General features: G+C 65.1%; 22 protein-coding genes. 7 read left to right on the top strand and 15 right to left on the bottom strand.

Annotated features, from left to right (window positions below):
• Positions 1 to 4: 4 nt before the first annotated feature.
• Together JHC99_RS01275 and JHC99_RS01270 are read left to right on the top strand one after the other, a co-directional pair.
• Positions 5 to 832: an SDR family NAD(P)-dependent oxidoreductase gene (locus tag JHC99_RS01275; RefSeq protein WP_292151661.1), complete on the top strand. Its 828-nt coding sequence runs from the start codon at positions 5 to 7 to the stop codon at positions 830 to 832.
• Positions 823 to 1,536, top strand: coding sequence for an SDR family oxidoreductase (locus JHC99_RS01270; RefSeq protein ID WP_292151660.1), 714 nt, complete (start codon positions 823 to 825; stop codon positions 1,534 to 1,536). Before JHC99_RS01275 ends, JHC99_RS01270 begins: the two co-directional genes overlap by 10 nt.
• Before the next feature lie 260 nt (positions 1,537 to 1,796).
• Here the strand turns inward: JHC99_RS01270 and JHC99_RS01265 are convergent, their stop codons facing one another.
• A complete protein-coding gene (locus JHC99_RS01265; protein ID WP_292151659.1) occupies positions 1,797 to 2,648 on the bottom strand; it encodes an SDR family oxidoreductase in 852 nt (283 codons plus the stop codon).
• Positions 2,649 to 2,808: 160 nt separating this feature from the next.
• Here JHC99_RS01265 and JHC99_RS01260 point away from each other — a divergent pair, with 160 nt between their 5' ends.
• Complete coding sequence (locus tag JHC99_RS01260; protein ID WP_292151658.1) at positions 2,809 to 3,471, top strand: TetR/AcrR family transcriptional regulator; 663 nt, start codon at positions 2,809 to 2,811, stop codon at positions 3,469 to 3,471.
• Between the two features lie 9 nt (positions 3,472 to 3,480).
• Here the strand turns inward: JHC99_RS01260 and JHC99_RS01255 are convergent, their stop codons facing one another.
• The 3 genes from JHC99_RS01255 to JHC99_RS01245 form a co-directional block, all read right to left on the bottom strand.
• A complete protein-coding gene (locus JHC99_RS01255) occupies positions 3,481 to 4,326 on the bottom strand; it encodes a fumarylacetoacetate hydrolase family protein (protein ID WP_292151657.1) in 846 nt (281 codons plus the stop codon).
• Entirely contained in the window at positions 4,323 to 4,757 is a 435-nt protein-coding gene (locus JHC99_RS01250) for a hypothetical protein (protein ID WP_292151656.1), read from the bottom strand. The genes JHC99_RS01255 and JHC99_RS01250 overlap by 4 nt, the downstream gene beginning before the upstream one ends.
• Before the next feature lie 72 nt (positions 4,758 to 4,829).
• Complete coding sequence (locus JHC99_RS01245) at positions 4,830 to 5,906, bottom strand: amidohydrolase family protein (protein ID WP_292151655.1); 1,077 nt, start codon at positions 5,904 to 5,906, stop codon at positions 4,830 to 4,832.
• 287 nt (positions 5,907 to 6,193) lie between these two features.
• On the opposite strand from JHC99_RS01245, the gene JHC99_RS01240 reads away from it, so the two are divergent.
• On the top strand, positions 6,194 to 7,546 hold the full coding sequence (locus tag JHC99_RS01240; RefSeq protein WP_292151654.1) for an MFS transporter: 1,353 nt from the start codon (positions 6,194 to 6,196) through the stop codon (positions 7,544 to 7,546).
• Positions 7,547 to 7,568: 22 nt separating this feature from the next.
• Here the strand turns inward: JHC99_RS01240 and JHC99_RS01235 are convergent, their stop codons facing one another.
• The gene (locus tag JHC99_RS01235) at positions 7,569 to 8,597 is read right to left on the bottom strand and encodes an amidohydrolase family protein (RefSeq protein ID WP_292151653.1); all 1,029 of its coding nucleotides are present in this window, start codon (positions 8,595 to 8,597) and stop codon (positions 7,569 to 7,571) included.
• 108 nt (positions 8,598 to 8,705) lie between these two features.
• Here JHC99_RS01235 and JHC99_RS01230 point away from each other — a divergent pair, with 108 nt between their 5' ends.
• Together JHC99_RS01230 and JHC99_RS01225 are read left to right on the top strand one after the other, a co-directional pair.
• Positions 8,706 to 9,890 (top strand): MFS transporter, encoded by a 1,185-nt coding sequence (locus tag JHC99_RS01230; protein ID WP_292151652.1) that lies wholly within the window; start codon positions 8,706 to 8,708, stop codon positions 9,888 to 9,890.
• Complete coding sequence (locus JHC99_RS01225; RefSeq protein ID WP_292151651.1) at positions 9,887 to 10,687, top strand: SDR family NAD(P)-dependent oxidoreductase; 801 nt, start codon at positions 9,887 to 9,889, stop codon at positions 10,685 to 10,687. The genes JHC99_RS01230 and JHC99_RS01225 overlap by 4 nt, the downstream gene beginning before the upstream one ends.
• Before the next feature lie 10 nt (positions 10,688 to 10,697).
• Here JHC99_RS01225 and JHC99_RS01220 read toward each other — a convergent pair whose 3' ends face one another.
• The 10 genes from JHC99_RS01220 to JHC99_RS01175 all read right to left on the bottom strand — a co-directional run bounded on the left by JHC99_RS01220 (position 10,698) and on the right by JHC99_RS01175 (position 22,705).
• Positions 10,698 to 12,257: an NAD(P)/FAD-dependent oxidoreductase gene (locus tag JHC99_RS01220; RefSeq protein ID WP_292151650.1), complete on the bottom strand. Its 1,560-nt coding sequence runs from the start codon at positions 12,255 to 12,257 to the stop codon at positions 10,698 to 10,700.
• 1 nt (position 12,258) lies between these two features.
• On the bottom strand, positions 12,259 to 12,609 hold the full coding sequence (locus JHC99_RS01215; protein ID WP_292151649.1) for a nuclear transport factor 2 family protein: 351 nt from the start codon (positions 12,607 to 12,609) through the stop codon (positions 12,259 to 12,261).
• The gene (locus JHC99_RS01210) at positions 12,606 to 13,640 is read right to left on the bottom strand and encodes a hypothetical protein (protein WP_292151648.1); all 1,035 of its coding nucleotides are present in this window, start codon (positions 13,638 to 13,640) and stop codon (positions 12,606 to 12,608) included. The genes JHC99_RS01215 and JHC99_RS01210 overlap by 4 nt, the downstream gene beginning before the upstream one ends.
• 47 nt (positions 13,641 to 13,687) lie before the next feature.
• Positions 13,688 to 15,031, bottom strand: coding sequence for an MFS transporter (locus tag JHC99_RS01205; protein ID WP_292151647.1), 1,344 nt, complete (start codon positions 15,029 to 15,031; stop codon positions 13,688 to 13,690).
• The gene (locus JHC99_RS01200) at positions 15,031 to 15,831 is read right to left on the bottom strand and encodes an SDR family NAD(P)-dependent oxidoreductase (protein ID WP_292151646.1); all 801 of its coding nucleotides are present in this window, start codon (positions 15,829 to 15,831) and stop codon (positions 15,031 to 15,033) included. Before JHC99_RS01200 ends, JHC99_RS01205 begins: the two co-directional genes overlap by 1 nt.
• Positions 15,832 to 15,835: 4 nt before the next feature.
• A complete protein-coding gene (locus JHC99_RS01195) occupies positions 15,836 to 16,663 on the bottom strand; it encodes an SDR family NAD(P)-dependent oxidoreductase (RefSeq protein ID WP_292151645.1) in 828 nt (275 codons plus the stop codon).
• 89 nt (positions 16,664 to 16,752) lie between these two features.
• On the bottom strand, positions 16,753 to 18,993 hold the full coding sequence (locus JHC99_RS01190) for a TonB-dependent receptor (protein WP_292151644.1): 2,241 nt from the start codon (positions 18,991 to 18,993) through the stop codon (positions 16,753 to 16,755).
• A gap of 214 nt (positions 18,994 to 19,207) precedes the next feature.
• The gene (locus JHC99_RS01185) at positions 19,208 to 20,146 is read right to left on the bottom strand and encodes a nuclear transport factor 2 family protein (protein WP_292151643.1); all 939 of its coding nucleotides are present in this window, start codon (positions 20,144 to 20,146) and stop codon (positions 19,208 to 19,210) included.
• Between the two features lie 3 nt (positions 20,147 to 20,149).
• On the bottom strand, positions 20,150 to 20,989 hold the full coding sequence (locus JHC99_RS01180) for an SDR family oxidoreductase (RefSeq protein ID WP_292151642.1): 840 nt from the start codon (positions 20,987 to 20,989) through the stop codon (positions 20,150 to 20,152).
• A 51-nt stretch (positions 20,990 to 21,040) separates the two neighbouring features.
• Positions 21,041 to 22,705 carry a carboxylesterase family protein gene (locus JHC99_RS01175; protein WP_292151641.1) on the bottom strand — a complete coding sequence of 555 codons (1,665 nt, stop codon included), beginning with the start codon at positions 22,703 to 22,705 and terminating at the stop codon, positions 21,041 to 21,043.
• A 337-nt stretch (positions 22,706 to 23,042) separates the two neighbouring features.
• Here JHC99_RS01175 and JHC99_RS01170 point away from each other — a divergent pair, with 337 nt between their 5' ends.
• Positions 23,043 to 23,714 carry a TetR/AcrR family transcriptional regulator gene (locus tag JHC99_RS01170; RefSeq protein WP_271143684.1) on the top strand — a complete coding sequence of 224 codons (672 nt, stop codon included), beginning with the start codon at positions 23,043 to 23,045 and terminating at the stop codon, positions 23,712 to 23,714.
• Positions 23,715 to 23,771 lie beyond the last annotated feature (57 nt).

The following is a 23,771-nucleotide window of genomic DNA, read 5'->3' as shown; positions in this document are numbered from 1 at the left end:
GACTATGGGATTGCTTGACGGGAAGGTGGCGCTGGTCACCGGCGCGGCGGGATCGATCGGTTCTGAAACGGCCCTGGCCCTGGCGGAACAAGGCGCGCGGGTCGTGCTGACCGACCTGCGCGCGCCCGAGCTTCAGGCTGTGACGGATGGCTTGAAGGGGCAGGGGTACGACGTCGCCTGCAAGGCCGGGGACATCACCTCGGAGGACGACATTCGCGCCGTCGTCGCGTTCGCGGTCGAGACCTTCGGTGGCGTCGACATCCTCGACAACAACGCCGGGGCGACCGGCTATTCATCGCGCGATCTCGACATTCCCGACATGGCCGTCGAGCTTTGGGATCAGGTCCAGTCGATCAATGCCCGCGCGCCGATGCTGTTCTGCAAATACGCGATCCCGTCGATGCTGGAGCGGGGCGGGGGCTCGATCATCAACATCTCGTCGGGCCAGTCCTTGTCGGGAGACGTCAGCAATTTCGCCTATGCGGCCTCCAAGGCGGCGGTGAATGCCCTGACCCGCCACATGGCGACCGGCTACAGCCCCCGGGGCATCCGGGTGAACGCGATCGCCGCCGGCCTGATCATCCAGCCCGGTTTGGAGCAGCGGCTGCCCGCCCATATCCAGAAGATCTTTCTCAGCCACTGTCTGGTGCCGCGTCTGGGTACGCCGCGAGACATCGCCAACATGGTCGTTTTTCTGGCCTCGGACCTGAGCTCCTACGTCACCGGCCAGATCCTGTCGGTCGACGGCGGTTTCACTGCCCACCTGCCCAATGTCGCGGATATGCGGCCCATCATCGACGGCATGAAGAAGGCACCCGGCCAATGGAGCTGAACGGCAAGACCGTCGTCCTCACGGGCGCCTCGGCCGGCATTGGGGCCGCCACCGCACTGGAACTCAGCCAGGCCGGGTGCAACCTGGTCCTGACCAGCCGGCGGATGGCAAAGCTCGAGGCTCTGGCCGCCACCCTGCCGGGCCCCAGCGCCCTGCTGGCCGCTGACATCGCCGAAGCGGGTGTGCCGGAACAGCTCCTGGCCCTGGCGAAAGAGCGGTTCGGTCGCGCCGATGTCGTCATCAATAACGCGGGCGTTATGGCGGTGGGCACGATGGACACCATCGACCTCGATGCCGTCAGCTATATGATCCGCGTGAATTTCGAGGCGGTCGTGCGCAGCTCCTATGTGTTCGCACGAGAGTTCCGGGGTCAGTCCTCAGGCGCGATCATCAATGTGTCGAGCATCAGCGCCTATCTGATCTCGCGCGCGGGCGGAGTGTACGGCGGGCTGAAACACGCGCTCGAGGCCTTCACCCAGTCGCTGCGCATCGAGCTGGCGGGGACGGGCGTGAAGGTCGGCACCATCGCGCCGGGTTCTACATCCAGCGAGATGTTCGACAAGATGATGGCGGCGGCCAAGGTCGAATCTCCCGTCGCGCTGGACCCACATGATGTCGCCCGTGCCATCCGCTTCATGCTGGAGCAGCCGGACCGCGCCAACATCGCTCGCCTGGCCCTCTACCCGCAAGGCGAGGCCCACTGAGACCTGCGTGGCATGAGGAATTTATTCCTCGTCGGGTCTTGTGTCTTGAAGCGACCTTTCCCACCTCCGGGCGTGGTCTTTGACATCCTGATAAGGGCGAACCGCCCAGGCTCGCCGGTCGGAACGCCGAGTATCGTGACGGCCGCCAACCTTCGGCCAGGCAAGCTATTGAAATTCAGAGGTTGTGTTGGCGGTGTGGCGCTTTGGCGGTCTGCTTTTAACCGCCACCCTGGTCCAGCGCCCGCGCACACGGCTTACGCCTATCCCGCCAGCGCAGCCTCCCGGTCGCGACCCATCTCCTGCATCTCGCGCTTCAGCGTGGGGTAATAGGCGATGGCACCCTGCAACCCGCCGGACACGTCGATTGACGCAGCGCTGAGGAAGGTCGCCAGATCGCTGGCCAGGAAGACGCAGACATTGGCCACTTCTTCCGGCCGCCCGAACCGACCCAGCGGCACGATCTTGACGACCATCTCAAGGAACTCCTCGCGCGTGATCGTCGAGGGCATTTCCTTGTAGTGGCGATCCCACTGGCCCGTGTCGATCCAGCCCATGTTCAGGCTGTTGACCAGGATATTGTCCTTGGCCAGCTGCTGGCCCAGCAGTTTGGACAGGGCGATCCCTGCGGCGCGATTGGTTACCGACGGAATGCCGTCCGGCGTCGGCAGGGCGCCGGCCAGGGCGTTGATGTTGATGATCCGACCCCACCGCTGCTTGCGCATATGGGGCACGACCGCCTGGACGAAGCGGAAGTGGGCGACCTGGATATTGTTGGCGTGATCCAGGATGTCCTCGGGCTGCAGGTTCTCCAGGCTGCCACCCTTGCCTTGCCCGGCGTTGTTGACCAGCACATCGACGCCGCCCCAGGCCTCGGCGACCTGGGCGACGAAGGCCCGCACCGCCTCGGTGTCGCGAACATCCAATGCGACCGCGATGACCTCGGCGGCACCCAGGGTTCGCATCTCGTCGGCGACGACCGACAGGGTTTCGGAGCTCCGTGAACAGATCGCCAGCCGCACGCCTTCGCGCGCAAAGGCCGCAGCGGTCGCGTATCCGATGCCCCGGCTGGCACCCGTGACGATGACGCGCTTGGCGCTGAGATCGATATGCATGGTCTGATTTCCTCGTGGGCCTCTGGCGAGCCGATCCTTGATTATTTTCTAGTCAGAATTGCTATTTCTGTCTCGAACTATTTCGTCCGAGGCCTGTGCGGTTTGCGATTCGGGGCCCTGCGGGCTACCCTTGGGCTCGAATCCCTGGAGCCTTCAACGCATGACCGTCAGCGCCCGAAAGGCCCGCCCTGAGGCGATGGCCGAGCGCCCGGCCAGTCGCGCCGCGCCGGAGGCGGGTCGCACGCGCCGGCCCGATCCCCGCGCGGCCAAGACCATCGAGAACATTGTCAATGCGGCCCAGAACGTGATGATGAATCACGGCACCCCTCGCATCACGGCCCAGGAGGTCTGCGATGCCGCCGGGGTATCGCGCGGCACCCTGTACCGCTATTTCCCGTCGATGGAGGCCGTGCTCGAGGCCGTGGTCCTGCGTCTGCGCACGGAGACCGACGACGAACTGAATCACGCGATGGAGGGTTGCGAGACACCGACTGAACGGTTCGCCGCCTTCCTGAAATACAGTGTGTCGAACAACGAGACCCGCCGTGGATCGCAGTTCCTGCACGTCGAACCGGCCTTCGTGATCCAGTATTTCGAATCGAACTTCGATCATTTCATCGCGCGGGTTCTGAATGCCCTGGACCCGGTCTTCGATGCCTGGGAGCGGGACATCGGCACGCCCGTGGACCGCAATGCCATCGCCGAGATGATGGTGCGTCTTGCACTCAGTGAAACGGTCGTGCCTCCGGCCGAGGGCAAGCCGCTCGCCCTGAGGCTCCAGACCACGATCGACCTTATCCTGCGGACGCTGAAGCGCGGCTAGGACGAGGCTTCAGCCGACCTTGGGCCCGATCAGGTTGCGAAGCGTGCCGATCCCTTCCAGCGTGACCTCGACGACGTCGCCGGGGTTCAGATAGCGACCCGATCCCTGACCGACGCCTTCTGGCGTACCCGTGAACAGCAGGTCGCCGTTACCGAAGCTGACGCGCGGCTGCACGAACCGGATCAGTTCCGCGACGTCCCAGGTCATGTCGGCCGTGGTCCCGTCCTGGCGAACCTCGCCGTTGATGGTCGTCGACAGTTTCAGCGCCGGACTGCCCGCCGGGAACTCGTCCTTGGTGACGATCCAGGGACCGACCGGCGTGGCCCTGTCCTGGCTCTTGGCGGCATAGAGGTCCATGCCGATCCCCGGCGGCCCGCTGCGTTGCAGGTCGCGGGCACTGACGTCGTTGCCGGCCGTGTATCCGAGGACCGAGGCGAGGGGATCGTTGAGATCGACGGCATCGTCCCCGATCACCACGACCAGTTCGCACTCATAGTCGAGCTGTTCGGTCAGGGGCGGGTAGCGGATCGGATCGTTCGCGCCGATCAGGGCACCATAGGCCTTGAGGAAGGCGATCGGCTGGGACGGCGCGGCGACGCCGAACTCGACCAGGTGTTTGCTGTAGTTGGCGCCGGCGATCACGACCTTGGAGGTGTTGTCGCACGGGGCGAGCAGGCGAAGCGCCGAAAGAAGCCGAGCAGGGCCCTCGAAAGTCAGGGCCGCTTCGCCGTCGCCGCGCGTCACGGCCGGTCCCCAGGCGGCGACCCCGCCCTTGATCGGCCTCGCGGTGTCGGTTTCGGGCTCGACGACCGCCCAGAAGGGAGCGCCGCCGTCGGTGCATCGGGCCAGTTTCATAGTGTCGTTCCTGAGGGGCTGAGGGCGTCCCGGAGCCGGGCCGCGAGCGCGCGTGTGCGGTCACGATCCTTGTCTGCAAACCGCGCCATGAGCGGGCTGTTGTCAAAGATGGGCGCATCTCCGGCCTTTCGGCCCACGAGCATGAAATGGGTGTGGATTGCATTGTCGCCGAGATAGATCACCGAGGTCTTCTCGAAGTCGCCGGTCGCCACCAGGCCCGCCGAAAGCGTCTTGATCATCGGACCGAACGCGGCGGCCGCCTGGTCGGACACCGTCCCGATCCCGGCGTCGTGGTCGCGTGTGAAGGCCATGAGGATACCGGGCGTCTCCTGCATCGCCACCACGCCCCAATGCTCGCCGGCCAACACCACGTCCTCCGGCGCTGCAGCGTCCAGCATCGTGCAGATCTTGCATCCGGGGTGAGCGGTCATGGACGTCCTCGCCAAGGCCTCGAACGAAAACGGCGGCTCCGTCGGGAGCCGCCGTCCTCAGTCTGCGGTGGATCAGGCGGCAATCGGCTTGACCGCCCGGCCCATCTTGTTCAGGTCGATATGCAGCAGCTCGGCCGCATTCTTCCAGCGGATCTTCTCCAGGTCCTCGGGCGACACCCGCAGACCCGTGGTCAGATCGCCTCGGATCGCGTCGGAACCTCCGAAATTGGTGCCGTAGACCAGCCGGTCGGCACCGATCACCTCGACGAGGGCCTGACGCATAGGCAGCTCGTGCAGTTCCGGGTCGAACCAGAAGTTCGGCAGGTATTCCTCCAGATCCTTCTTGTTGTGCACGACGTCGAGGTTCTTGATGGTCTGGGCCAGGCGACCCAGCTGGTAGGGCACGAAGCCGCCAGCGTGGGTGATATAGACCTTCAGGTTCGGGAACCGGTCCAGCACACCGCCGCAGATCAGATACCAGAAGCATTTGGTCTCGTCGTAATTCATGCCGACGATGGCCGTGGTCTCGTATTTGTCCGTATTGGCCTTGTCGCCCCAGGTCACGGACTGGTTATAGCCGTGCACGAACATGGGCAGGTCGAGGTCGCACAGGACTTCCCAGATCGGGTCCATGCGCGGATCGTCGAACTCCATGCCGCCGAAGTTGGAGCCGCCGGCGCTGAGGCCCTTGGCCCCCAGCTGGGTACAGGCACGGCGGATTTCCTTGGCGGCCTCGACCGGGTCCTGAAGCGCCGCCGTCGCCCACATCATCAACCGGCCACCCGAGCGATCGCAGTAGTCGGCAAGGGTGTCGTTGACCGTGGTCGAGAACTTGTTCGCGAACGCCGGATCGGCCCAGTACATATAGCAGTGCGACGGCACCGACAGCACCTGGGCGTCCTGGCCCAGCGCATCCATACCCGCAAGACGGTGCTTGGGGTCGTTCCATTTGGACATGAATTCGGAGACTTCCATCGTCTCGCCGCGCTTGACCGCCGCGCGGCGTTCCGGTGATCCGAGCGTCAGAACCCACTCACCGACCCGCAGGCGGATATGGCCGTCGTCATGCTTCTCAAAGAACGGACCCCAGTGCGGGTCCTGATTGTAGTAGCCCGGCAGCGGGGCGTGGGCGTGAAGATCGATCAGCATTTCGATGTCCTTCCTGCGTCGAGGCCTCTTGATGAGGCTCTTCGATCCAAATGGCGTTTCCTGATGACCGATCATCGCATATTTTGAACGATCTGGTCGATAGTGTTCAGTCTATTCTGTACCGCGAATGACATTCGCATGTCAAAACAATCCTTGACAGAGCGACGGCGTCATCGGGTATCTTGACCGGGCATCGCCGCTCGCGATCGCACGACCAGAGAGGTCACGTCGGTTTGCCGACGAAGGGCCCGACGCCTGATCCAGGCGAGCATAGACGGAGGTTGAGAATGACGGTCCAGGCGACGCCGGTCGAAGCCCCGTATCCGCCCATTCGATATGCCTGGTATGTGATCGGCGTGCTGTTCGTCGCGACCCTGCTGTCGCAGCTTGATCGGCAACTGCCGGCTCTGCTGGTCCGCCCCATCCGCGCCGAGTTCGGCATTTCCGACACGGCCTTCAGCTTCCTGCAAGGCTACGCGTTCGCCCTGTTCTACACCTTTGCGGGCCTGCCGTTCGGCTGGCTGATCGACCGGACGGTGCGCCGAAACCTGATCGTTGTCGGCATGGTGTTGTGGAGCGTGATGACGGTCCTGTCAGGCTTTGCCCAGAGCTATGAGCAACTGGTGATGACCCGCATGGGCGTCGGCATCGGGGAGGCCGTCCTGGCACCGGCCGCCTATTCGATCATCGCCGATTATGTGGCTCCGCATCGGCGGGGCAGGGCGTTCAGCGTCTACTATCTGGCGCTGGCGATCGGGTCGGGGGCGTCGCTGATCCTGGGGGCCCTGATCGCCCGGATCATTCCGGACGTGGGATTGAGCCTGCCGGGTGTGGGCCTGATGTCCCAGTGGCGTCTGACCTTCCTGATCGCGGGAGCGCCGGGGCTGTTCCTGGCGCTGTTGCTGTTCACGATCCGCGAACCCGTCCGGCGCGATGCGGCGGCGGCGCTGTTGTCCAAGGCCGGAGCCAGCTGGGGCGACTTTCTGGGCCATTTGAAACGGCATTTTTCGACCTTCTCGCGCGTCCTGACCTATCCGGGGGTGGTGGCAGTGGTCGGCTATGGCAACCTGGCCTGGGCGCCGACTTTCTTCGACCGGCGGTTCGACATTCCGACCCAGACGTCGGGCATCATCATCGGCGTGCTCGTCGCCGTCGGCGGCCTGACCGGCACCCTGGTCAGCGGCTGGATTAGCGACCGGTGGGCCGCCAAGGGGGTGCCTGCGGCACGGTTGAGGGTCGCCATGCTGGCCTGGCTGCTGGTACTGCCGACGGTCTGCGTCTGGTCGCTGGTCCCGATCCCATGGCTGAGTTTTGCCCTGCTGACCGTGGTCATCACCGGCTTCGGTATGGCCCAGGCTGCGGCTCCGACGGCGGTGCAGGAGATCACGCCGAACCGGATGCGGGGCAAGGCCGTCGCCGTCTATCTGCTGATCGGCGGGCTGGTCGGGATCGGCTTTGGGCCCATGTCGATCGCGCTGGTCACCGACCACGTGTTCAAGGACGACTCGGCGCTGCCCTATGCCCTGGCCATCGTGGGCGGGCCGATCTCCTTGCTGGGGCTGTGGCTGACCTGGTCGGGGCTGAAGCCGTACCAACGGACCGTTGAAGCCCTGAGGGCCCAGGCCGCGCAACCCTCCTGAAGGGGCGCGGCCCGGGTCGGGGTCAGGCCGCCTGGGCGGCCCGCGTCATGTCGAGCTTGAGCAGTTTGATCGCATTGCCGCTGCGGATCTTGTCGCGATCGACGTCCGACAGGTCGATGCCGTCGGTCAGGTCGCCGTAGTCATAGGCCCCGCCGAAATTTGTGCCGTACAGCAACTGGTCCGCGCCGACGACCTCCGCTACCGCGCGGCGCAGGGCCGGGTGGTGGACGTCCAGGTCGAAGTAGAAATTCTTCATATAGTCCATGACCGGGCGCTGGTTCTTCGAATCGGGTGCCATGACGCCGTTCAGTTCCGACAACCGGCCCAGCTGGAACACCGCCATCCCGCCGGCGTGGGTGATGTAGGTCTTCAGCGTGGGATAGGCGTCCAGCGCACCGCCGCAGATCAGATACCAGAAGAACAGGGTCTCATCGACGCAGTCGCCGACGATGGAGGTGGTCTCGAACCGGTCTTCGTGGTGGCGCTCGCCCAGATAGATCGACTGGTTGAAGCCGTGGACCATGATCGGCACATCCAGCTCGGCCAGCTTGGCCCAGACGGGGAACAGCCGTTCGTCATAGGTCTGGATGCCGTCGAAGTTTGTGCCGCCGACGCACAGACCTTTGGCGCCCAGCACGCGCACGGCCCGGTCGATCTCCGCGACCGCCGCCTCGGGGTCGGCCAGGTTGGCATGGGCCCAGAAGTCGAACTTGTCGGGCATGACGCGACAGAAGGCCGCCAGTTCGTCGTTGCAGATGCGCGCGTATTCCGTCCCGAACTCGCCCGCCCAATACATGAAGGCGTGGGACGGCGTGGACAGCACCAGTTTGTCGACCCCGCGCTGAGCCATGACCTCGAGCCGGGCGGCGTGGGTCATCCGGGCCAGCAGATTGGCTTCGGCCTCGGCGTCGTTCGCCGCCTTGGCGGGCTGTTTGGTGCCCAGCGAGAAATGGCCGACGGTCAGGCCCTGGGGCTTCATGAAGGGCCCCCAGAACGGGTGCCGGTTCAGCATGCCGGGCGTGAAAAGGTGGGCGTGGACGTCGATCAACATGGGCTTCCTCAATATCTGTTATTAGATTGATATTCTCACTGTCGAATGATCTGTGGCAAGCGGTCCCCATAGATTTGATCGACCGGCAGTGGTGAGGAGCCGAACAGGATGGCGTCACGACCGAAAGACAGGTTGCTGCTGGCGGCAGGAATCATCGGGACCGCCTTCTGCCTGAGATTGGTGTTTGCCAGCCTGTCGGTGCGGCTGCCCGAAGTCGTCCGGGCGACGGGAATGGAGCCATGGCAGGTGGGAGTGCTGACCACCCTGCCGGTGCTGTGTCTGGGCTTGTGCGCGCCGCTGGCACCACGACTGGCCAGGCGGTGGGGGACCGAGCGCAGTCTCTTCGGGGCCCTGCTGCTAATCGGGCTGGGCACGGCGTGCCGGGCCCTGGGGCCGGTCTGGGCGCTGTTCTCCTTCTCGATCCTGGCGGGAGCGGCCATCGCCACGGCCAATGTGCTTCTGCCCACCCTGGTGAAGCGGGATTTCGAGGACCGGACTGCTCTGCTGACCGGCGGCTATGTCACGGCGATCTCTGGCGGTGCGGCATTGGCGGCTGCGGTCACCGTGCCGGTCGAGGCGATGCTGGGCGGCGGCTGGCAGGTCGGTCTGTCGATGTGGGCGGTGCCGGTCGTGGCGGCCTTGGTCCTTTGGGGGCCGCAACTGCGCGGAGGAACGACGGCGGTCAGTGTCGTCCTGCCGGTCAAGGGCCTGTGGCGCGATCCGCTGGCTTGGAGTGTCGCGCTGTTCATGGGGCTGCAGTCGGCGCTGGCGTTTTGCGTACTGGGCTGGCTGGCCCCGATCCTCAGAGAACGGGGGCTGGACGCCGTAACGGCCGGCCTGGTCCTGTCAGTCCTGATCGTGGTTCAGTTGGCGACGTCCCTGACCATTCCCTCGATCGCGACACGCAGGCCGGCGCAGCGTCTGATCGCGGTGGTATTGTCGGTGTTCGGAACGGTGGGCCTTTTGGGACTGTTGCTGGCTCCGCTTTCCGGCGTCTGGGTCTGGGCGATCGTTCAGGGACTGGCGCAGGGCGGGCTGTTCTCGCTGGCCCTGACCATGGTGCTGCTGAGGTCGCCCGACAGCCATGTCGCGTCCCATATGTCGAGCATGGCCCAGAGCGTCGGCTATATCCCGGCGGCCCTCGCGCCCTTGGGCATCGGCCTTCTGCATCAGTGGACGGGTGGGTTCGAGGCGGTAGCGGGGCTGGTCGCGCTGATCGGGTTCGGCCTGATCACCACAGGCCTGATCGCAGGGCGAGCAAGCGTCCTGTCAGCCAGGGCGGTCGGCACATGAGCTTCATCAAACACCAGGAGGTTGACGCCATGCGCTTCGAGGACAGGGTCGCGATCGTCACGGGCGCAGGCGGCGGCATCGGCCGGTCCACGGCCTTGCTGCTGGCGGATCAGGGTGCCGTCGTCGCGGTCAACGATCTCGATCCCGCTGCGGCGGGGGCAGTGGTCGCGGAGATTGAGGCAAAGGGGGGCAAGGGCTGTGTCATCGTCGGCGACGCCGCCGACGAGGCCGTTGCCGATGAAGCGTCAGCCCGGGTGCTCAATGCGTACGGCCGGATCGACATCCTGGTGAACAACGCCGGCATTTCTGTCGTCGCGCCGGCCGAGGATTTCGTCGCCTGGGATCGGGTGATCCGCACCAATCTGTATTCGCAGTTCTACTGGTCCAGAGTGGTGGCCAAGACGGCGATGATCCCGGCGGGACGGGGCGCGATCGTCAATGTCGCGTCGATCGCGGGTCTGGCGGCCGTGCCGAACCAGATCGGTTACGTCGTGTCCAAGCACGGCGTCGTCGGCCTGACCCGATCTCTGGCGGTCGAGTGGGGACGATACGGCATTCGGGTCAACTGCGTCTGTCCGGGCATCACCGCGACGGACATGACGACTGGCCCCACCGGCATGGACCCGGAACGGCTCAGGGCCCGCGTGGGGCGCGTTCCGCTGGGACGCATGGGCACGGTTGGGGAACAGGCGGAGGCCATCGCCTTCCTGGCGTCGGACGCGGCCTCTTATCTGAGCGGGGTGATCCTGAACAACGACGGCGGTCAGCTGGCCCTGCATTCCGGCGTGATGATGTGATCGCTGGCCGTCAGGCCAGGTAGTCGAGCACCCGTTTCGACACCAGCCGCCCCGGACCGCCTGACACCCCGCCGCCGGGATGGATCCCCGCGCCGCCCAGGAAGAAGCCGGGAGCCAGGGGCTCGGGTCCGCCCAGACCGAAGGCCGGACGTTTAGCCCCCGTCCGCTGGGCCCCGAAATCGACATGGGTGACGCAGCCCTTGGTCAGGCCGGTACGAGCCTCGCGGTCAGGACAGGTCTCGAACCACCGCCCCAGTTCGCCGTCGAAGCCGTCATAGTATTCCGCCGCTCGCGTGATGATGGCCTGGGCCGCCGGGGCCTTGGACGTGTCCCAGCCTGAGTTCACATCGACCGGGAAGACCGGCAGATAGATATAGACCACGCCCTGACCGTCCGGTGCCATCGACGGGTCCCAGTTGGTCATCGGCGACACGGAGAAAACCGGCACCGTCGGGACCAATCCGCGCCGCGCCTGGACCAGCGCCTGCCTCAGTTCGTCAGCGGTGCCGATCAGGCCGACCGTCTGGTTGAGATCCACGCCGTCGTCGCGCCGATGCCGCTTGAGCCGGAAGGGCCGGGACGAGGCGACATTAATCAGCGACGGCCCGACGTTGGCGCGGTGGGCCGGGGCGTACTCCAATCGGGTCTGCGTGACCCGGTTTAGGCCGCCCGGCGTCGCCAGGCGTGCGGCCGTGATAGGGTCGCAGGTGGCGATCACCACCCCAGCCTCAATCGTGCGACCGTCCTTCAGGCGCACGCCCCGGGCCGCGCCGTCGCGGATGACGATCTCGGCGACCTCGGCATTCAGCATCAGATCGCCTCCCGAGGCCGCATAGGCGCTGACCAGCGCATCTGCGAACATCCGCATCCCGCCCACGGCCTTGGACACCCCGACCCGGTGCAGCAGTCCAAACAGGGCATAGGCGATGCCGTTTCCGTCGGTGTCGAACGGACCTGCGCCCGCCACGATGCCGAGCAACAGGGCCTGGGTCGCCGGATGTTCGAACCATTCGGCCGCCAGCTGGTCGGCGGGCGCTGTGCTGATGAGCTGGAGCTTGGTCTTGAGTGCCCTGTTGCGGATCGCCACCTTGGCCAGGTCCAGATAGTTGGCCGCCGTACGAACCCCCGGATCGGCCTTGCCCATGGCCCCCGCAAACTGCATCAGGCCGTCGATCAGCTCGATGAATTCGAGATAGGCCCGGGCATCTGCCTTCGAGTACCGGGCGATATCCTCGGCCGTCCGGCGCGGGTCGCGAAACACGGCGATCGAGCCGCCATCGGGGTCGAGCCAGGCATAGGTCGGGTCGGTCTCGACCGTCTTCCAGCCGTGGCTGCGCAGGTCGAGTTCCTGCATGACCGGCGAGGCGCGAATGTGGATCAGCTCGGCCGTGCCGGTGTTGATCATGTGATCGGGCGCTTCGGGGATCACATGGTCGGACTGCGACAGACCGCCCGCCATGGCAGCCTGTTCGACGACCAGGACACGCTTGCCCGCCTTGGACAGATACGTGCCGGCGATCAGGCCGTTGTGGCCACCGCCGACGATGACGACGTCGTGGCGATCATCCATATCAGGCGTCGATGAAGTAGCGGATCGACAGGGTTCCGTCGCCGAAGTCGTAGAGCTCCATCGTCTCGATCACGACATTGGCGGCCTCGATATGGTTGCGGTGATGACAGGCCGCTTCGTGCCCGTTGATCACCGCCTTCACCGCCTCCAGCCGCATCCGCAGATTGTGGTCGGCCCACATGGTTTCGAGGATTTCCATGGCGTCGCGGCGTGGCTTGCCGACGTAGTCGATGGTCAGACCGTTCCGCCCGAACTCGCGATAGAAGCCGAAGAAGGCCTCGCGGTCATGGGCATTCCAGGCGTCGAGCTGGCCGTGCAGAAAGCGTTCGATCTCGGTCTTTGAGATGGTCATGCGATGTCCGATCCCCGGACATTGCGCGACGTCCCGTTGCGCCTGTCGGTCTCGCCCCAGCCCAGCCAGTGGGATGGAACACGCGTGTCGCCGACGCGACGCCAGCGGCCCTCCTGTTGGGCCGTGATCGGAAATCCGCCCAGGAAGCTGACCATCCGGCCCTTGGGATCGGGCAGGAACTCCCATTCCTCGCTGTCGTCGAGAATGATGCGGGCCGTGTCACAGAAATAGTCGCCGTCGGGATGGTGGGAGACACCCTCGATCTTGGTCGTGGTGCGGATCTCGCCCTTCTCGTTCTGGAAGATGGCGTAGCCCAGCATTTCGTGGCCGACGCAAAACGAACCCACGTCGAACGTGCCGTCCTCGTACACGGTGGCGAAATTCCACCAGATGACGTGCATGCCGTTGTTGACGATCAGGTCTTTCTTGTAGTGGATCGCGCCGCCCTCGGCGAGATAGGCCTGATCCAGCGAGATGACGCCCTTGACCTGATGGCCGTCGCAGACGCCGCTGACCTCATAGATCTGGGCGGTGTAGAAGGTGCCCCAGTCGACGCCGGGCAGATACCACTGCATCCCGACACCCAGCAGCTTGCCGCTGATCTCGAACAGCCCGTCCTCGGTCCAGGTGAACCGCTCGGCCGAGGCGGTGACCCGCCAGGTGTTGCCCGCGTCGGTGTCGGGCGAGCGCCAGACGACCGTGTCGCCTTCCAGCGTCTGGACGGGCAGGGCGGTCTGGGCCTGGGCCGCCATGCGTGGCCGGTCCATGACCAGGGTGTCTTCGCCCAGCCGCGTGGACTGATAGAAGAAGGTGGTCGGATTGGGCGTGCCGGTCGGTGCCATCAGGGCGCGGACGGGGGCGTACAGATGGCCCTCCGCATCCCTCAGCACGCCGTAGGGCATGGTCTTGTTCATCACCAGGCCGAAGAAGCCCCGTGTGTCGTTCATGGCCGGGGCGCTGACCTCCATCGGTGCGACCAGCACCTGATAGTTGAAGTCGGCACGCGGCATCGTCCGGTTGAACGTGCGCATATCCTGAACAGTTTCCCTATCTTTGTTTAGTTAAACCGGAGAATGGTTCAGCCGTCCAGCAGGGAATCCCGGCGCGCCGTCCGGGCCGCATTCAGGAAGCACAACACCGCCACGACGTTCAGCGACATGCCGGTCATGATGGCCCAGCGCAGTGAGTTCGGGCCGCCGTAGACGTCGCTGAGCACGCCGACCAGGAATGGGCCAAGGCCTGTGCCCACGACGGTCGCGACCGTCTGCAAGGTCGCCACAACGACGCCGCGCATCCGGGGACGCAGCAAGCTGAGCACCAGCGCATTGGCCGGTCCGTTGTGGGCCAGCATCAGTCCGCACCACAGGCACATCATGGCCACCGCCATCACCGCGCTGCCCGACAGGGCGGCGGCGACCCCACAGATGACCACGCCGGTCATTGTGGTGGCGCTGAGCAGGGCCAGACGCTCCGGCCGGTGGCCCTGTTTCGAGTTCGATAGCCGGTCACCCATCAGTCCCGAGATCAGGGGGATGACGATCCCGAAAACCGTGAAGGCGACGGCGATCGACACCCCGGCCAGGGCCAGGGGCATCTGGTGGACGCGGACCAGGAACGACACCGACCAAAGGGCGAACGCCGAGCTCATCGCTGCGGCCAGAACGATCCCGGCCATCATGCTGAGAATGGCGGGACGGCGGAGCACATAGGCGAACGCTTCGCTGAGCGTCGCGGCCTTCTCCGCCTCGTCGGCAGACGGCGCAGGGATGGCTTCGGGGCTGGCCTCTGGCGTATCGACGACGATGACCTCCGATCCCCCGCGCCGGGGCTCGCGCACGACGAGGAACAGGATCACCCCCATCACCAGCCCGGGGATCCCCGCGACCAGAAACACGGTCCGCCAGCCGAACGACTGAGCCAGGATGCCTCCGACCAGGAAGATGATGCCGGTGCCTATGGCCGAACTCAGGTACCAGATGCCGATGGCGGTCGATCGCTGCTTGGGCGGGAAATAGTCCGAGACCATCGACATGGCGGTCGGGGCTCCGCCGGCCTCGGCGATGCCGACCCCCATCCGCGCCAGCAGTAACTGCACATAGGAATTGGCCGAGGCGCAGACCGCCGTCATGATGCTCCACAGCGCCAGAATGCCGACCAGCATATTCCGGCGGTTCACCCGGTCGACGAGATAGCCCATAGGGATCGCGGCTATGGCGAAGGCCAGGGCGTATCCCAGGCTGCCCAGCATCCCCATCTGGCTGTCGCTCAACCCGAACTCCTGACGGATCGGCTCGACCACGACCGACAGGACGTTGCGGTCGATGTGGTGCGTGGAATGCACGGCGGTCAGCACGGCCAGCACCAGCCAGCGATAGTGTTTGCCCGGCACCTTTGCAGCAGGGGCGATCAACGTGTCCGACATCAGTGACGCCCTTCCAGATACTGCGCCAGGTCGTGGGTATGAGGCTGATGCGCGAGCGAGCCGCCGTTGCAGACGATGGTCTCGCCGTTGATGAAGCCCGCGTCCTCGGACGCCAGGAAGGCGACCACGGCGGCGACATCCTCCGGCGTGCCGAGGCGCGGCGTCAGGACGTGGTTCTGGATCATCTCGATCAGTTCGGGCACCCCGTCCCTGGCCGCCTCGGTCAGGATCAGGCCGGGGGCGACCGCGTTGCAGCGGATGCCCTGTCGTCCGTACTGGGTGGCGACCGAACGGGTCAGGGCGATGACACCCGCCTTGGAGGTTCCATAGGCGATCCGCGACAGGTCGCCGACCAGCCCAGACCCCGAAGCGGTGTTGACGATCGCGCCACCCCCGGTCTTCAGCATGGCCGGAACCGCATATTTGCAGCCGGCCAGATAGCCGCGCAGGTTGACCGCCATGACCCGGTCCCAGGTCTCGAACGCGATATCGACCGCCGTCGTGTCGTCCTTCTGGATCTGCGGCGTCGTGATCGCAGCGTTGTTCAGAAAAATGTCCAGACGACCGAATTGCGCCACGGTGGAAGCGACGAGGGCCTCGACCGTTTCGGTCTTCTCAGCGTCGTAGAAGGCCGCGGTGGCTCTGTGGCCGATCGCGCCCGCCACAGTCTGCGCCCTCTCAAGATCATGGTCTGCGATCATCGTGATTGCGCCCTCGGACGTCAGCCTCCTCGCGGTCGCCGAGCCTATGCCGCCGGCCCCGCCCGTGACGATGGCGATCTTGCCCTCAAGCCGTCTCATGGCGTCATTCCGGCCCATAGAAGTGATTCAGGAATTCGCTGTGGTACACGACCCGCTCGCGCCGAAGGCGTCGTGACAGCATCGGATTTTCGTCGTCGTCCAGGGCGTCCAGGACCACCGTCGGCCCATCGCCGAGGTGGTCGAGTGCGACGCGCGCGACATCTTCGGCCAGGGTCAGCGGTACGGCGTCCGGCGACAGATTGTTCTTCTCGAACACGGTGCGCAGCTTGGGCGTATCGGTCGCACCGATCAGGACGTTGAGGACATCGACCCCCCTGGGTTTCAGCTCGCGCCACAGGCTTTCGCCCAGGTTCAGGGCATAGCCCTTGGTCGCGGAATAGAGCGCCAGCCGACCCGTGCCCTGGAACGCCGCCTCCGATCCGATGATGACGATCCCTCCGCGACCTTTGGCGACGAAAGCCGTGGCGAAGCGGTGGCAGGCCTCGGTCAGCATGTCGATGTTGCGTTGAAGCAGTTGTCGCCACTCGGAGTAGGGCTTGGCCAGAAAGGGGCCGCCGACGTTGTCGCCGCCCGCGTTGAAGATCACCAGGCCAAGGTCAAGTCCGTCAGCACAGGCCTGAAGCCGAGCGGCACCGTCGGCGACGGTCAGGTCCAGCGACTGCGTCACGACCTCGACACCGAACCGATCGCGCAATGTCGTGGCCAGAGTGTCCAGCTTGTCCAGCCGTCGTGCCACCAGCACCACGTTGCAGCCCTTGGCCGCAGCGAGGGTTGCCAGTTCCGCACCCGTTCCCTCCGAAGCGCCGCTGACCAGCACCCAGGGACCGTATTTCGAGACAAAGGTCGGATCTCGCCGGCTTTCGTCAATCATTGCCGACTCTTTCAATGGGGTCGCTCACGCGAAAAAGAAAAGTCCGCTCCCGGTGCGTGGGCCGGGAGCGGCAGGCGGGGTGGTGGGGTCTAAAGCGCGTAGCGAACTTCAAAGCCGAAGGTCCGCGGGTCGCCATAAAGCTGGGACTGGAAGCCGAACGGGGTCGTCCGGTCGGTGGTGTTCAGCAGGTAATCTTCGTCGGTCGCGTTCTTGACGTAGACGCCCAGATCGATGCCGCGACCGCCGACGTCCTTCCAGTCCAGCCGCGCGTCGATCAGGCCATAGGCCGGGGCGATATTGCCGGGTGTCGTCAGGTTATCGTCGGCGAAGGCGACCTCGCTGATGTAGGCATAGCCGATCTGGCCGACCAGTTCGCCGACGCTGAGCGGGTGACGCCAGGTCGCCGACAGGTTCACCGAATCCTGGGGTGCCTGGGCAAAGCGGTTGCCGCTGACGTCGCCGAGGATGGCGTTCTGATAGCTGTCGTATTGGGTGTGCAGGTAGCCGTAGGAGGCCTGGATCGTCAGGGGCTCCAGCGGCCGCGCCAGAAGTTCGATCTGCCCGCCATAGATGGTCGCTTCGGCGGCGTTGAAGTTGCCGGTCACGACCAGGTTCTGGAACAGCAGTGAGGTGGTGCGCTGGATGTCGGTGTATTCGGCGTAGAAGGCCGACAGGTTGGTCCGGATCGGCATGCTGCCCAGGCTCCAGTCCGCCTTCAGACCGGCCTCGTAGTCGGTGATGAACTCGGGCCGCACGACCTCCAGATCGGGATCGTTGATATTGGCGTTGAAGCCGCCGGCGTTGTAACCCTTGCGCGTGGTCGCATACAGCAACACGTCGTCGGTGGCCTTGAAATCGACCGACAGATTGTAGGTCACCGCGTCCGTCTGGGCGGCGATCCGCTGGGTGCAGGTGGCGATGTTCACGCTGGGCAGGGCCGCAGGAAGATTGCAGCGCAGGCCGGGGCTGAATCCGAACTGGGCCGTCTTCACATCGTCCTCGGTGTAGCGGATGCCGGCCGTCAGGTTCAGGCGATCTGTGACCGCCAGGGTGCCCTGGGCATAGGCAGCCCAGGAATCGGTGGTGGTGTTGCCGCCAGTTTGCTGGGTCGTATTGATGTTGTGAGGCGTGCCTACCGGCGCGAACAACAGATAGGCGTTGAAGTTGTTCACATCGCTGGCCGACGAATAAAGGCCGGTGACCCAGGACAGTCGCTCACCGAACGCGGTCCCCAGCAGCTGGGCTTCATGTGTCGTCAGGCTGGTCTCGTTGTCGTTCAGGCCGATGATGACGGGCAGGGGGATCGACAGCTGGCTGGTGAACTGGCGGTCCTCGTTCTTCTGGTAGCCGAAGATGTATTTGGCCGTGACCGATCCGAAATAGCCGCTCAGCACGTTGGTGAACTGCCAGGGCGTCGCTGTCTGGCTGGCGTTCAGCGGGATGGACACGGTGCGAATGCCGCGCGTGCGCTGGGCGGCCAGTTCGACTCCGTAGGCCGCGCCGTAGATGCAGGCCGGCAGGGCCGTCGGGCAGGTCGGAGTCCCCGGGCCGGCACCACTGATCTGGGCGTAGGGCGTGTCGTCTCGATCCGCGAGGTTGAAGGTCGTGACGTTGCTCAGATATTCATTGGGGGTGAACCGGGCCGAGAACCGAAGCGACCGGTGGTCCAGCTTCTGAAGGTCCGGGCCGGTCAGGTTGTCGATGAGCCCGTCACGCCGGGTCACGCGGGCCCCGAAGCGCAGGGCGAGCATGTCGTTGACAGGCAGGTTCACGACGGCCGTGCCTTCATACAGGTTGTAGCTGCCGACCCGCCCTTCGAGGTAGCCTTCGAATTCGTCCGTCGGCGTGTTCTGCACGAAAAGGACGGCACCGCCGGTGCTGTTCTTGCCGAACAGGGTGCCCTGGGGGCCGGAGACGGCCTGGATCGAGGCCAGGTCCCACAGCATCTGATCGGCCAGGACGGCGTTGACGGGAACCTCGTTGAGATAGCTGACCACGCCGGTGCGAACACCCCGCAGCGAGAACTGCTGCGCCCCGCCGAAGATGCTGACGCCGACGCTGAGGGTTGGAACCAGCTTCTGGAGATCGGTGCCGGTCGTGATCGTGCGGCTTTCAAGCTCCTCCGCCGAGATCCCTGTCACGCTGAGCGGAACGTCCTGGAGGCGTTCTTCGGAACGGCGTGCGACGACGACGATGTCGCCAAGTGCGGAGGCCTGGTCTTCCTCGGCCGGTGCCGGGCGGTCCTGGGCCTGGGCGGCGCTCGGTCCGACCGCCGATGACAGTATGAGTGCAAGCGCGCTCGCTCCCGCGAACAGGGTATGTCTAGCCATGTTTCCCCCTAAGGAAATGATGTTGGCCAGCTCAGGACCGTCTATGCCGTCCTTGATGTTCGAGCTGGTTTGAATGTCGTCACGTGCGCGGGGACTGTCGTGTCTGCATCGACTGGACGAAGCGCGGCGGGTCCCTGAAGCTTGGTAGCGAGCCCTGATCCTTGATTGCGATCTGACTTCAGATTGATCTTCTGAAAAACATAAGTCAAGTGACTTACGCAATGATCTCGACGTGGGCGACTTCGGCCTTGACCCCGCGCTTCCGATCCAGATCGGCCATGTTGATATATTCCCGCCAGCGGACGATCAGGCCCTCGTCGTCCAGCTCGTAGATGGCGATCATCTGATGCGGGCAGGGCCGCCCTACCAGCACGGCCCAGTCGGATCGCTCCTGAATGACGACGCGCGCATTCGAGACCGCGTGGACGGTGTTGCACCGGTTGTGGCCCGAATAGGCGATCTGGCGGGTGATTTCGGCCGCTAGGGCCTGACGTCCCTCCACCAGCGGCCCGCCGGGAACCCAGAGCCGCCATTCGGCGTCGGGTGCCATCATCGCGATGATGCGATCGACATCGGGCCGGCTGGTCGGCGTTCCGTCACCCCAGGCCTCGCAGAAGGCCTCGACGAACGCTTGCTGAGGCCCCTGCGGCGCATGCAGGGCCATCGACAGTCCGGTCCCGTCTGTCGCTTCGGGGACCGGGGGGCGGCGATCCAGACCGGGCTGCGCGTCAAGGCTCTCCAGGCCCGAAAGCCTGTCCGGCGAAACGCCGGCCTGCCGTGCGAAATCCAGCCCGTCGAAATAATCGCGCCAGGCCGTGATGCGGCTTTCGGCGTTCAGTTCGAAGGCACCTGCGACCCATCGCTCGACAGGCCTGCCGTGTCGCATGAAGCGATCGTGTCGCTCTGCGATCACCATGTCATCGCTTGAGGCGACGAGCACGATCTCCGTCTCAATGGCCGAGATGTATGTTGCCTGCCGCTCCAGTTCGGCTCGGATGGCGTCGTGTCCGACCAGTGTCGGCCCGTCCGGCATGTAGAGGGTCCAACGGGCGTCGTCGGCAAAACCCTGGACGACACGGTCGATGTCGATCGCGCCGTTGCTGCTCCATGCCGCCAGCATTTCCTGAACGGCGTCTTCCTGTCGTACGCCCATCGATCAGGCCCCCACAGGCGTGACGGGCGGCTTGTGTCGGGGGATCAGGTAGTCGAGCTGAAGCTGGGCGAAGGGCAGGGGAGCGGTCATGCCGCCATCGCATTTGTAGAGCCCTCCGTTCATGAAGGCCGCCTCGTCGGACGCCAGATAGGCGGCCAGGTTAGCGATGTCCTCGGGGCGACCCAGACGGGGCGTGTTCTGCAGCTTCATGAATGCGGCGTGCATCTCGGCGCTGGCCCAGGCTTTCATCGCCGGGGTCTCGATCACACCGGGGATGACCGCGTTGCAGCGGATGCCCTGCTTTCCGTAGTTGGTGGCGATCGTCTTGACGTACCAGTTCACCATCGCCTTGGACGCGCCGTAGGAGAACTGCGCGACGTCGCCGCCCAGCGAACTGGTCGAGGAGGTGAACAGGATGCAGCCGCTGCCGCGCTCCAACATATGGGGCAGGGCGTATTTCGACGCGAGCACCCCTCCCAGCACGTTCACCTGGACGATCTCGTGAAAAACTGCGGGATCGAACTGCAGGAAGTCCACGTCGCGCTTGCGCTTGCCGGCCGCCGTGTTGACGGCGTTGTTGAACAGGATGTCCAGCTTACCCAGGTCGGCGATCGTGCGGTCGATCATGTCCTTCAGGGCCCGGTCGTCGGCGACGTCGACGGCGAAGGCGATCGCCTTGCCGCCTGCAGTCCGGACTTCGTCGGCGACGGCCTCGGCGGTGTCGCCGAGAATATCGGTGACGGCGACCGCCGCGCCCTCGGCTGCGAACTTCAGGGCGGAGGCGCGGCCGATGCCCGAGCCGGCTCCTGTGATGACGGCAGTCTTGCCGGCCAGACGTGTCATGCTGTTGTTCCGTTCACAGGGGTCGGTCGGGCGTTCTCGGGGAGAGGGCGGCTATTCAAACTTCTTTCCGTCCATGACGCCCTGGATCGGGGACTCGGCCGGTTGAGGCTGGGCGGCGCGGGCGGCCCAATAGGCCCTGAGCTGGCTGTTGGGATCGGCGACAACGGTCGGAGGGACGTCGTAGATGAAGGTCTCGCGTGTCTGCGGCGTATAGGCCGGCCAGGCGGGTGCGCCGGGGATCGAGGGATTGCCGGTGCGGGCGAAGGCGGCGAAGGTGGCGCTCATCAGGTCCGCCATCGCGTTCTGCTCGGGGCCTGCGCCAACCAGGCCGGCAGAGACATCGACGTTGTCGAAGATGAAGGGCAGTTCGACCGCGTGGGGCGACCTGAGCTTGCCGCCCAGCACAGGCGAGTTCCAGTCGATCTTGTACATGAAGACCGGCGCGGCCTGCTGGGCATATTTGCGCTCGGCCAGTGTGATCGAGCTCCACGTGAACATCATGTCCGTCATGACGCTGGTGTAGAGGTGCATCGGCCGGTCGTTCGGGGCCTGGGCGCGGTACAGGGCGATGGTGTTGGCCGCCTCGGCCGGGCCGACCATGCCGCCGACGCGCGTGGTCAGATCGGCCTCGGTCATCGTCTGCCAGGTCGGATCGCTGAGGACCACATTCGTGGCCTCGTCCTTGGTCGAGCCGACCATGATCGGAACATTGGCCGAGAGCGGTGAACCGACCGGATCGAACGGATTGGTCGGCAATGTCTCGCCGTCGACGGCGGGCATATAGGCCAGCAGTCCGGCGCGGGCGCCTGCCTTCATCAGGGTGTCGGTCGGGAGGGCTCGCAGAGCCGCGATGTCCCCGACCTGAAGACCCAGCTGGGTGAACAGCTTGTCACGCGTGGCGGTCGCGGCCTCGACCGTGCCGACCTTCACGGCCGCGCCGCTCTGGATGATTGCCTTGTGGAACAGGCCCTGGGCCGACGGCATGGCCAGCAGGGTGCTGACCTTGGAGCCGCCGCCCGACTGGCCGAAGATGGTAACGTTGTCGGGGTCACCGCCGAAGGATGCGATATTGGCCTTGACCCATTTCAGAGCCGCCACGATGTCGAGCATGCCCGCCAGGTTCGAGTCCGCGTACTGAGGTCCGGCCTCTGGTCCGAGTTCAAGATAGCCGAACACGTTCAGGCGGTGGTTCAGGGTGACGACCACAACATCCTGACCGCGCGACAGATTGCTGCCCTCGTAATATTTGTCGCCGCCGCTGCCGAGGAAGAAGCCACCGCCGTGCAGCCAGACCATGACCGGACGTTTTGCGTTGTCGGCGACCGCCGGGGTCCACAGGTTCAGGACCAGACAATCCTCGCTGGTCGGCAAGTCGGAGAACGACAGGACGCTCGCCATCTCCGGCGGCATGTTCACGGGGGGCTGTGGGCACCGATCACCCATGCGGTCAGCGACCCGAACTCCGCCCCAGGCCGGTGGCGCGGCTGGCGGCAGGAAGCGGTTCGCGCCGCCTGTATCGGCTCCATAGTGGACGCCGAGGAACGACAATACGCCCTTGGATGGTACACCCTGAAGCTGGCCTTCGGGGGTCGCAACGATGGGTGCCGCGTCCTGGGCCTGTGCAGGGGGCGGCGGCAGGGCCACGGCGAGTACGGCGGCGAGGATGACCGCGGCCGACGCCGATGCGGCGCCGCTGAGTGCGAGGAGATTAGACATGCCGAACCTGTTTCCCGGAGACCCCAGGGATCTCGTTGCTGGTGGTCCGCCTCACGCTTTGTCGAAGAGTCGGCATGGCCGACCGCGCCGCAAAGCGGGTGAGAACGGTGATGACTGCGTTTCCACTCCCGCGTCGTACGGCGACGCGCCGACGACTGCTTTTTCGAGGTCTGATCAAGCGGCGTTTGCCTTTGCTGCCGCTCGAAATGCCCCGCTGCATCTGAGGACGAACGCCTGTATAAGTCAAGCGCCTTAAACCGGATCGGCAGCGATCGTCTCTAATTTCTCGCGGGATCGTCTGCTTTTATTTTGTGCGGCAGTGGGGCATGGACCGCAGATGGCAAGACTGTTTCACGAGTATCCGAAGACCGCCAAGAAGCTGATGCTGGCGGCGGAACGGCTGTACGGTCAGCACGGTCTGGATGGGGTGTCGCTGCGCCAACTGGCCACCGCCGCCGGCCAGGCCAACAACTATGTCGTCCAGCATCATTTCGGGTCCAAGCTCGGCCTGATCCAGGCGGTGTCGGAGATGCGGCTTCCGGCCATGGAGGCCCATCGCCAGAGCCTGCTCGACGCGGCCCGGGCCGAGAATGATTTCAGCGTGGCGCGGATGTTGAGTTGCCTGTTCTCGCCCTTGGTGACCGTGTTGGAGGCACAGGACATGAAGGACTATGCGCGCTTCACCCTGGCCGTCATGCATCTGGATCCGGAACAGCATCCGTTCGTGCGTTCGACCGATATCTCTCCGGCCTCGACCGAGATCCGCAGCAAACTCAGCGAATCGCTTTCGCATCTCGAGCCCGATGTTTTTCGTCGCCGCCTTGCACTGAGCGCCAGCGTTTTTCTAAACGGCATTTCCGAACTGGGCGGCAAGCTCAAGCTTTCGCCGGCCGGCTATGCCAGTACCGACCAGTATTGCAGTGACGTGTTCGAGGCGGCTCTGGCCGTGCTGACCTGCCCGTTCTCGACCGAGGCCCGAGCCGATTTCCGCAAGGCCGACGCAAGCTGATCCGGATACGAAGACGCCGCCCCATGCAGGTGGAGCGGCGTCCCAGGTCGGGCCTTG

This window comes from Brevundimonas sp., from assembly GCF_016463485.1.
Lineage (GTDB): Bacteria > Pseudomonadota > Alphaproteobacteria > Caulobacterales > Caulobacteraceae > Brevundimonas.
Note: the sequence above shows the minus strand (reverse complement) of the source record. Positions and strands in the feature narration are given on the sequence as shown.

Bases quoted from the DNA above. Each gene is read 5' to 3' on its own strand.
- JHC99_RS01275 (WP_292151661.1), top strand. From the start codon at position 5: ATGGGATTGCTTGACGGGAAGGTGGCGCTGGTCACCGGCGCGGCGGGA.
- JHC99_RS01270 (WP_292151660.1), top strand. From the start codon at position 823: ATGGAGCTGAACGGCAAGACCGTCGTCCTCACGGGCGCCTCGGCCGGC.
- JHC99_RS01265 (WP_292151659.1), bottom strand. From the start codon at position 2,648: ATGCATATCGATCTCAGCGCCAAGCGCGTCATCGTCACGGGTGCCAGC.
- JHC99_RS01260 (WP_292151658.1), top strand. From the start codon at position 2,809: ATGACCGTCAGCGCCCGAAAGGCCCGCCCTGAGGCGATGGCCGAGCGC.
- JHC99_RS01255 (WP_292151657.1), bottom strand. From the start codon at position 4,326: ATGAAACTGGCCCGATGCACCGACGGCGGCGCTCCCTTCTGGGCGGTC.
- JHC99_RS01250 (WP_292151656.1), bottom strand. From the start codon at position 4,757: ATGACCGCTCACCCCGGATGCAAGATCTGCACGATGCTGGACGCTGCA.
- JHC99_RS01245 (WP_292151655.1), bottom strand. From the start codon at position 5,906: ATGCTGATCGATCTTCACGCCCACGCCCCGCTGCCGGGCTACTACAAT.
- JHC99_RS01240 (WP_292151654.1), top strand. From the start codon at position 6,194: ATGACGGTCCAGGCGACGCCGGTCGAAGCCCCGTATCCGCCCATTCGA.
- JHC99_RS01235 (WP_292151653.1), bottom strand. From the start codon at position 8,597: ATGTTGATCGACGTCCACGCCCACCTTTTCACGCCCGGCATGCTGAAC.
- JHC99_RS01230 (WP_292151652.1), top strand. From the start codon at position 8,706: ATGGCGTCACGACCGAAAGACAGGTTGCTGCTGGCGGCAGGAATCATC.
- JHC99_RS01225 (WP_292151651.1), top strand. From the start codon at position 9,887: ATGAGCTTCATCAAACACCAGGAGGTTGACGCCATGCGCTTCGAGGAC.
- JHC99_RS01220 (WP_292151650.1), bottom strand. From the start codon at position 12,257: ATGGATGATCGCCACGACGTCGTCATCGTCGGCGGTGGCCACAACGGC.
- JHC99_RS01215 (WP_292151649.1), bottom strand. From the start codon at position 12,609: ATGACCATCTCAAAGACCGAGATCGAACGCTTTCTGCACGGCCAGCTC.
- JHC99_RS01210 (WP_292151648.1), bottom strand. From the start codon at position 13,640: ATGCGCACGTTCAACCGGACGATGCCGCGTGCCGACTTCAACTATCAG.
- JHC99_RS01205 (WP_292151647.1), bottom strand. From the start codon at position 15,031: ATGTCGGACACGTTGATCGCCCCTGCTGCAAAGGTGCCGGGCAAACAC.
- JHC99_RS01200 (WP_292151646.1), bottom strand. From the start codon at position 15,831: ATGAGACGGCTTGAGGGCAAGATCGCCATCGTCACGGGCGGGGCCGGC.
- JHC99_RS01195 (WP_292151645.1), bottom strand. From the start codon at position 16,663: ATGATTGACGAAAGCCGGCGAGATCCGACCTTTGTCTCGAAATACGGT.
- JHC99_RS01190 (WP_292151644.1), bottom strand. From the start codon at position 18,993: ATGGCTAGACATACCCTGTTCGCGGGAGCGAGCGCGCTTGCACTCATA.
- JHC99_RS01185 (WP_292151643.1), bottom strand. From the start codon at position 20,146: ATGGGCGTACGACAGGAAGACGCCGTTCAGGAAATGCTGGCGGCATGG.
- JHC99_RS01180 (WP_292151642.1), bottom strand. From the start codon at position 20,989: ATGACACGTCTGGCCGGCAAGACTGCCGTCATCACAGGAGCCGGCTCG.
- JHC99_RS01175 (WP_292151641.1), bottom strand. From the start codon at position 22,705: ATGTCTAATCTCCTCGCACTCAGCGGCGCCGCATCGGCGTCGGCCGCG.
- JHC99_RS01170 (WP_271143684.1), top strand. From the start codon at position 23,043: ATGGCAAGACTGTTTCACGAGTATCCGAAGACCGCCAAGAAGCTGATG.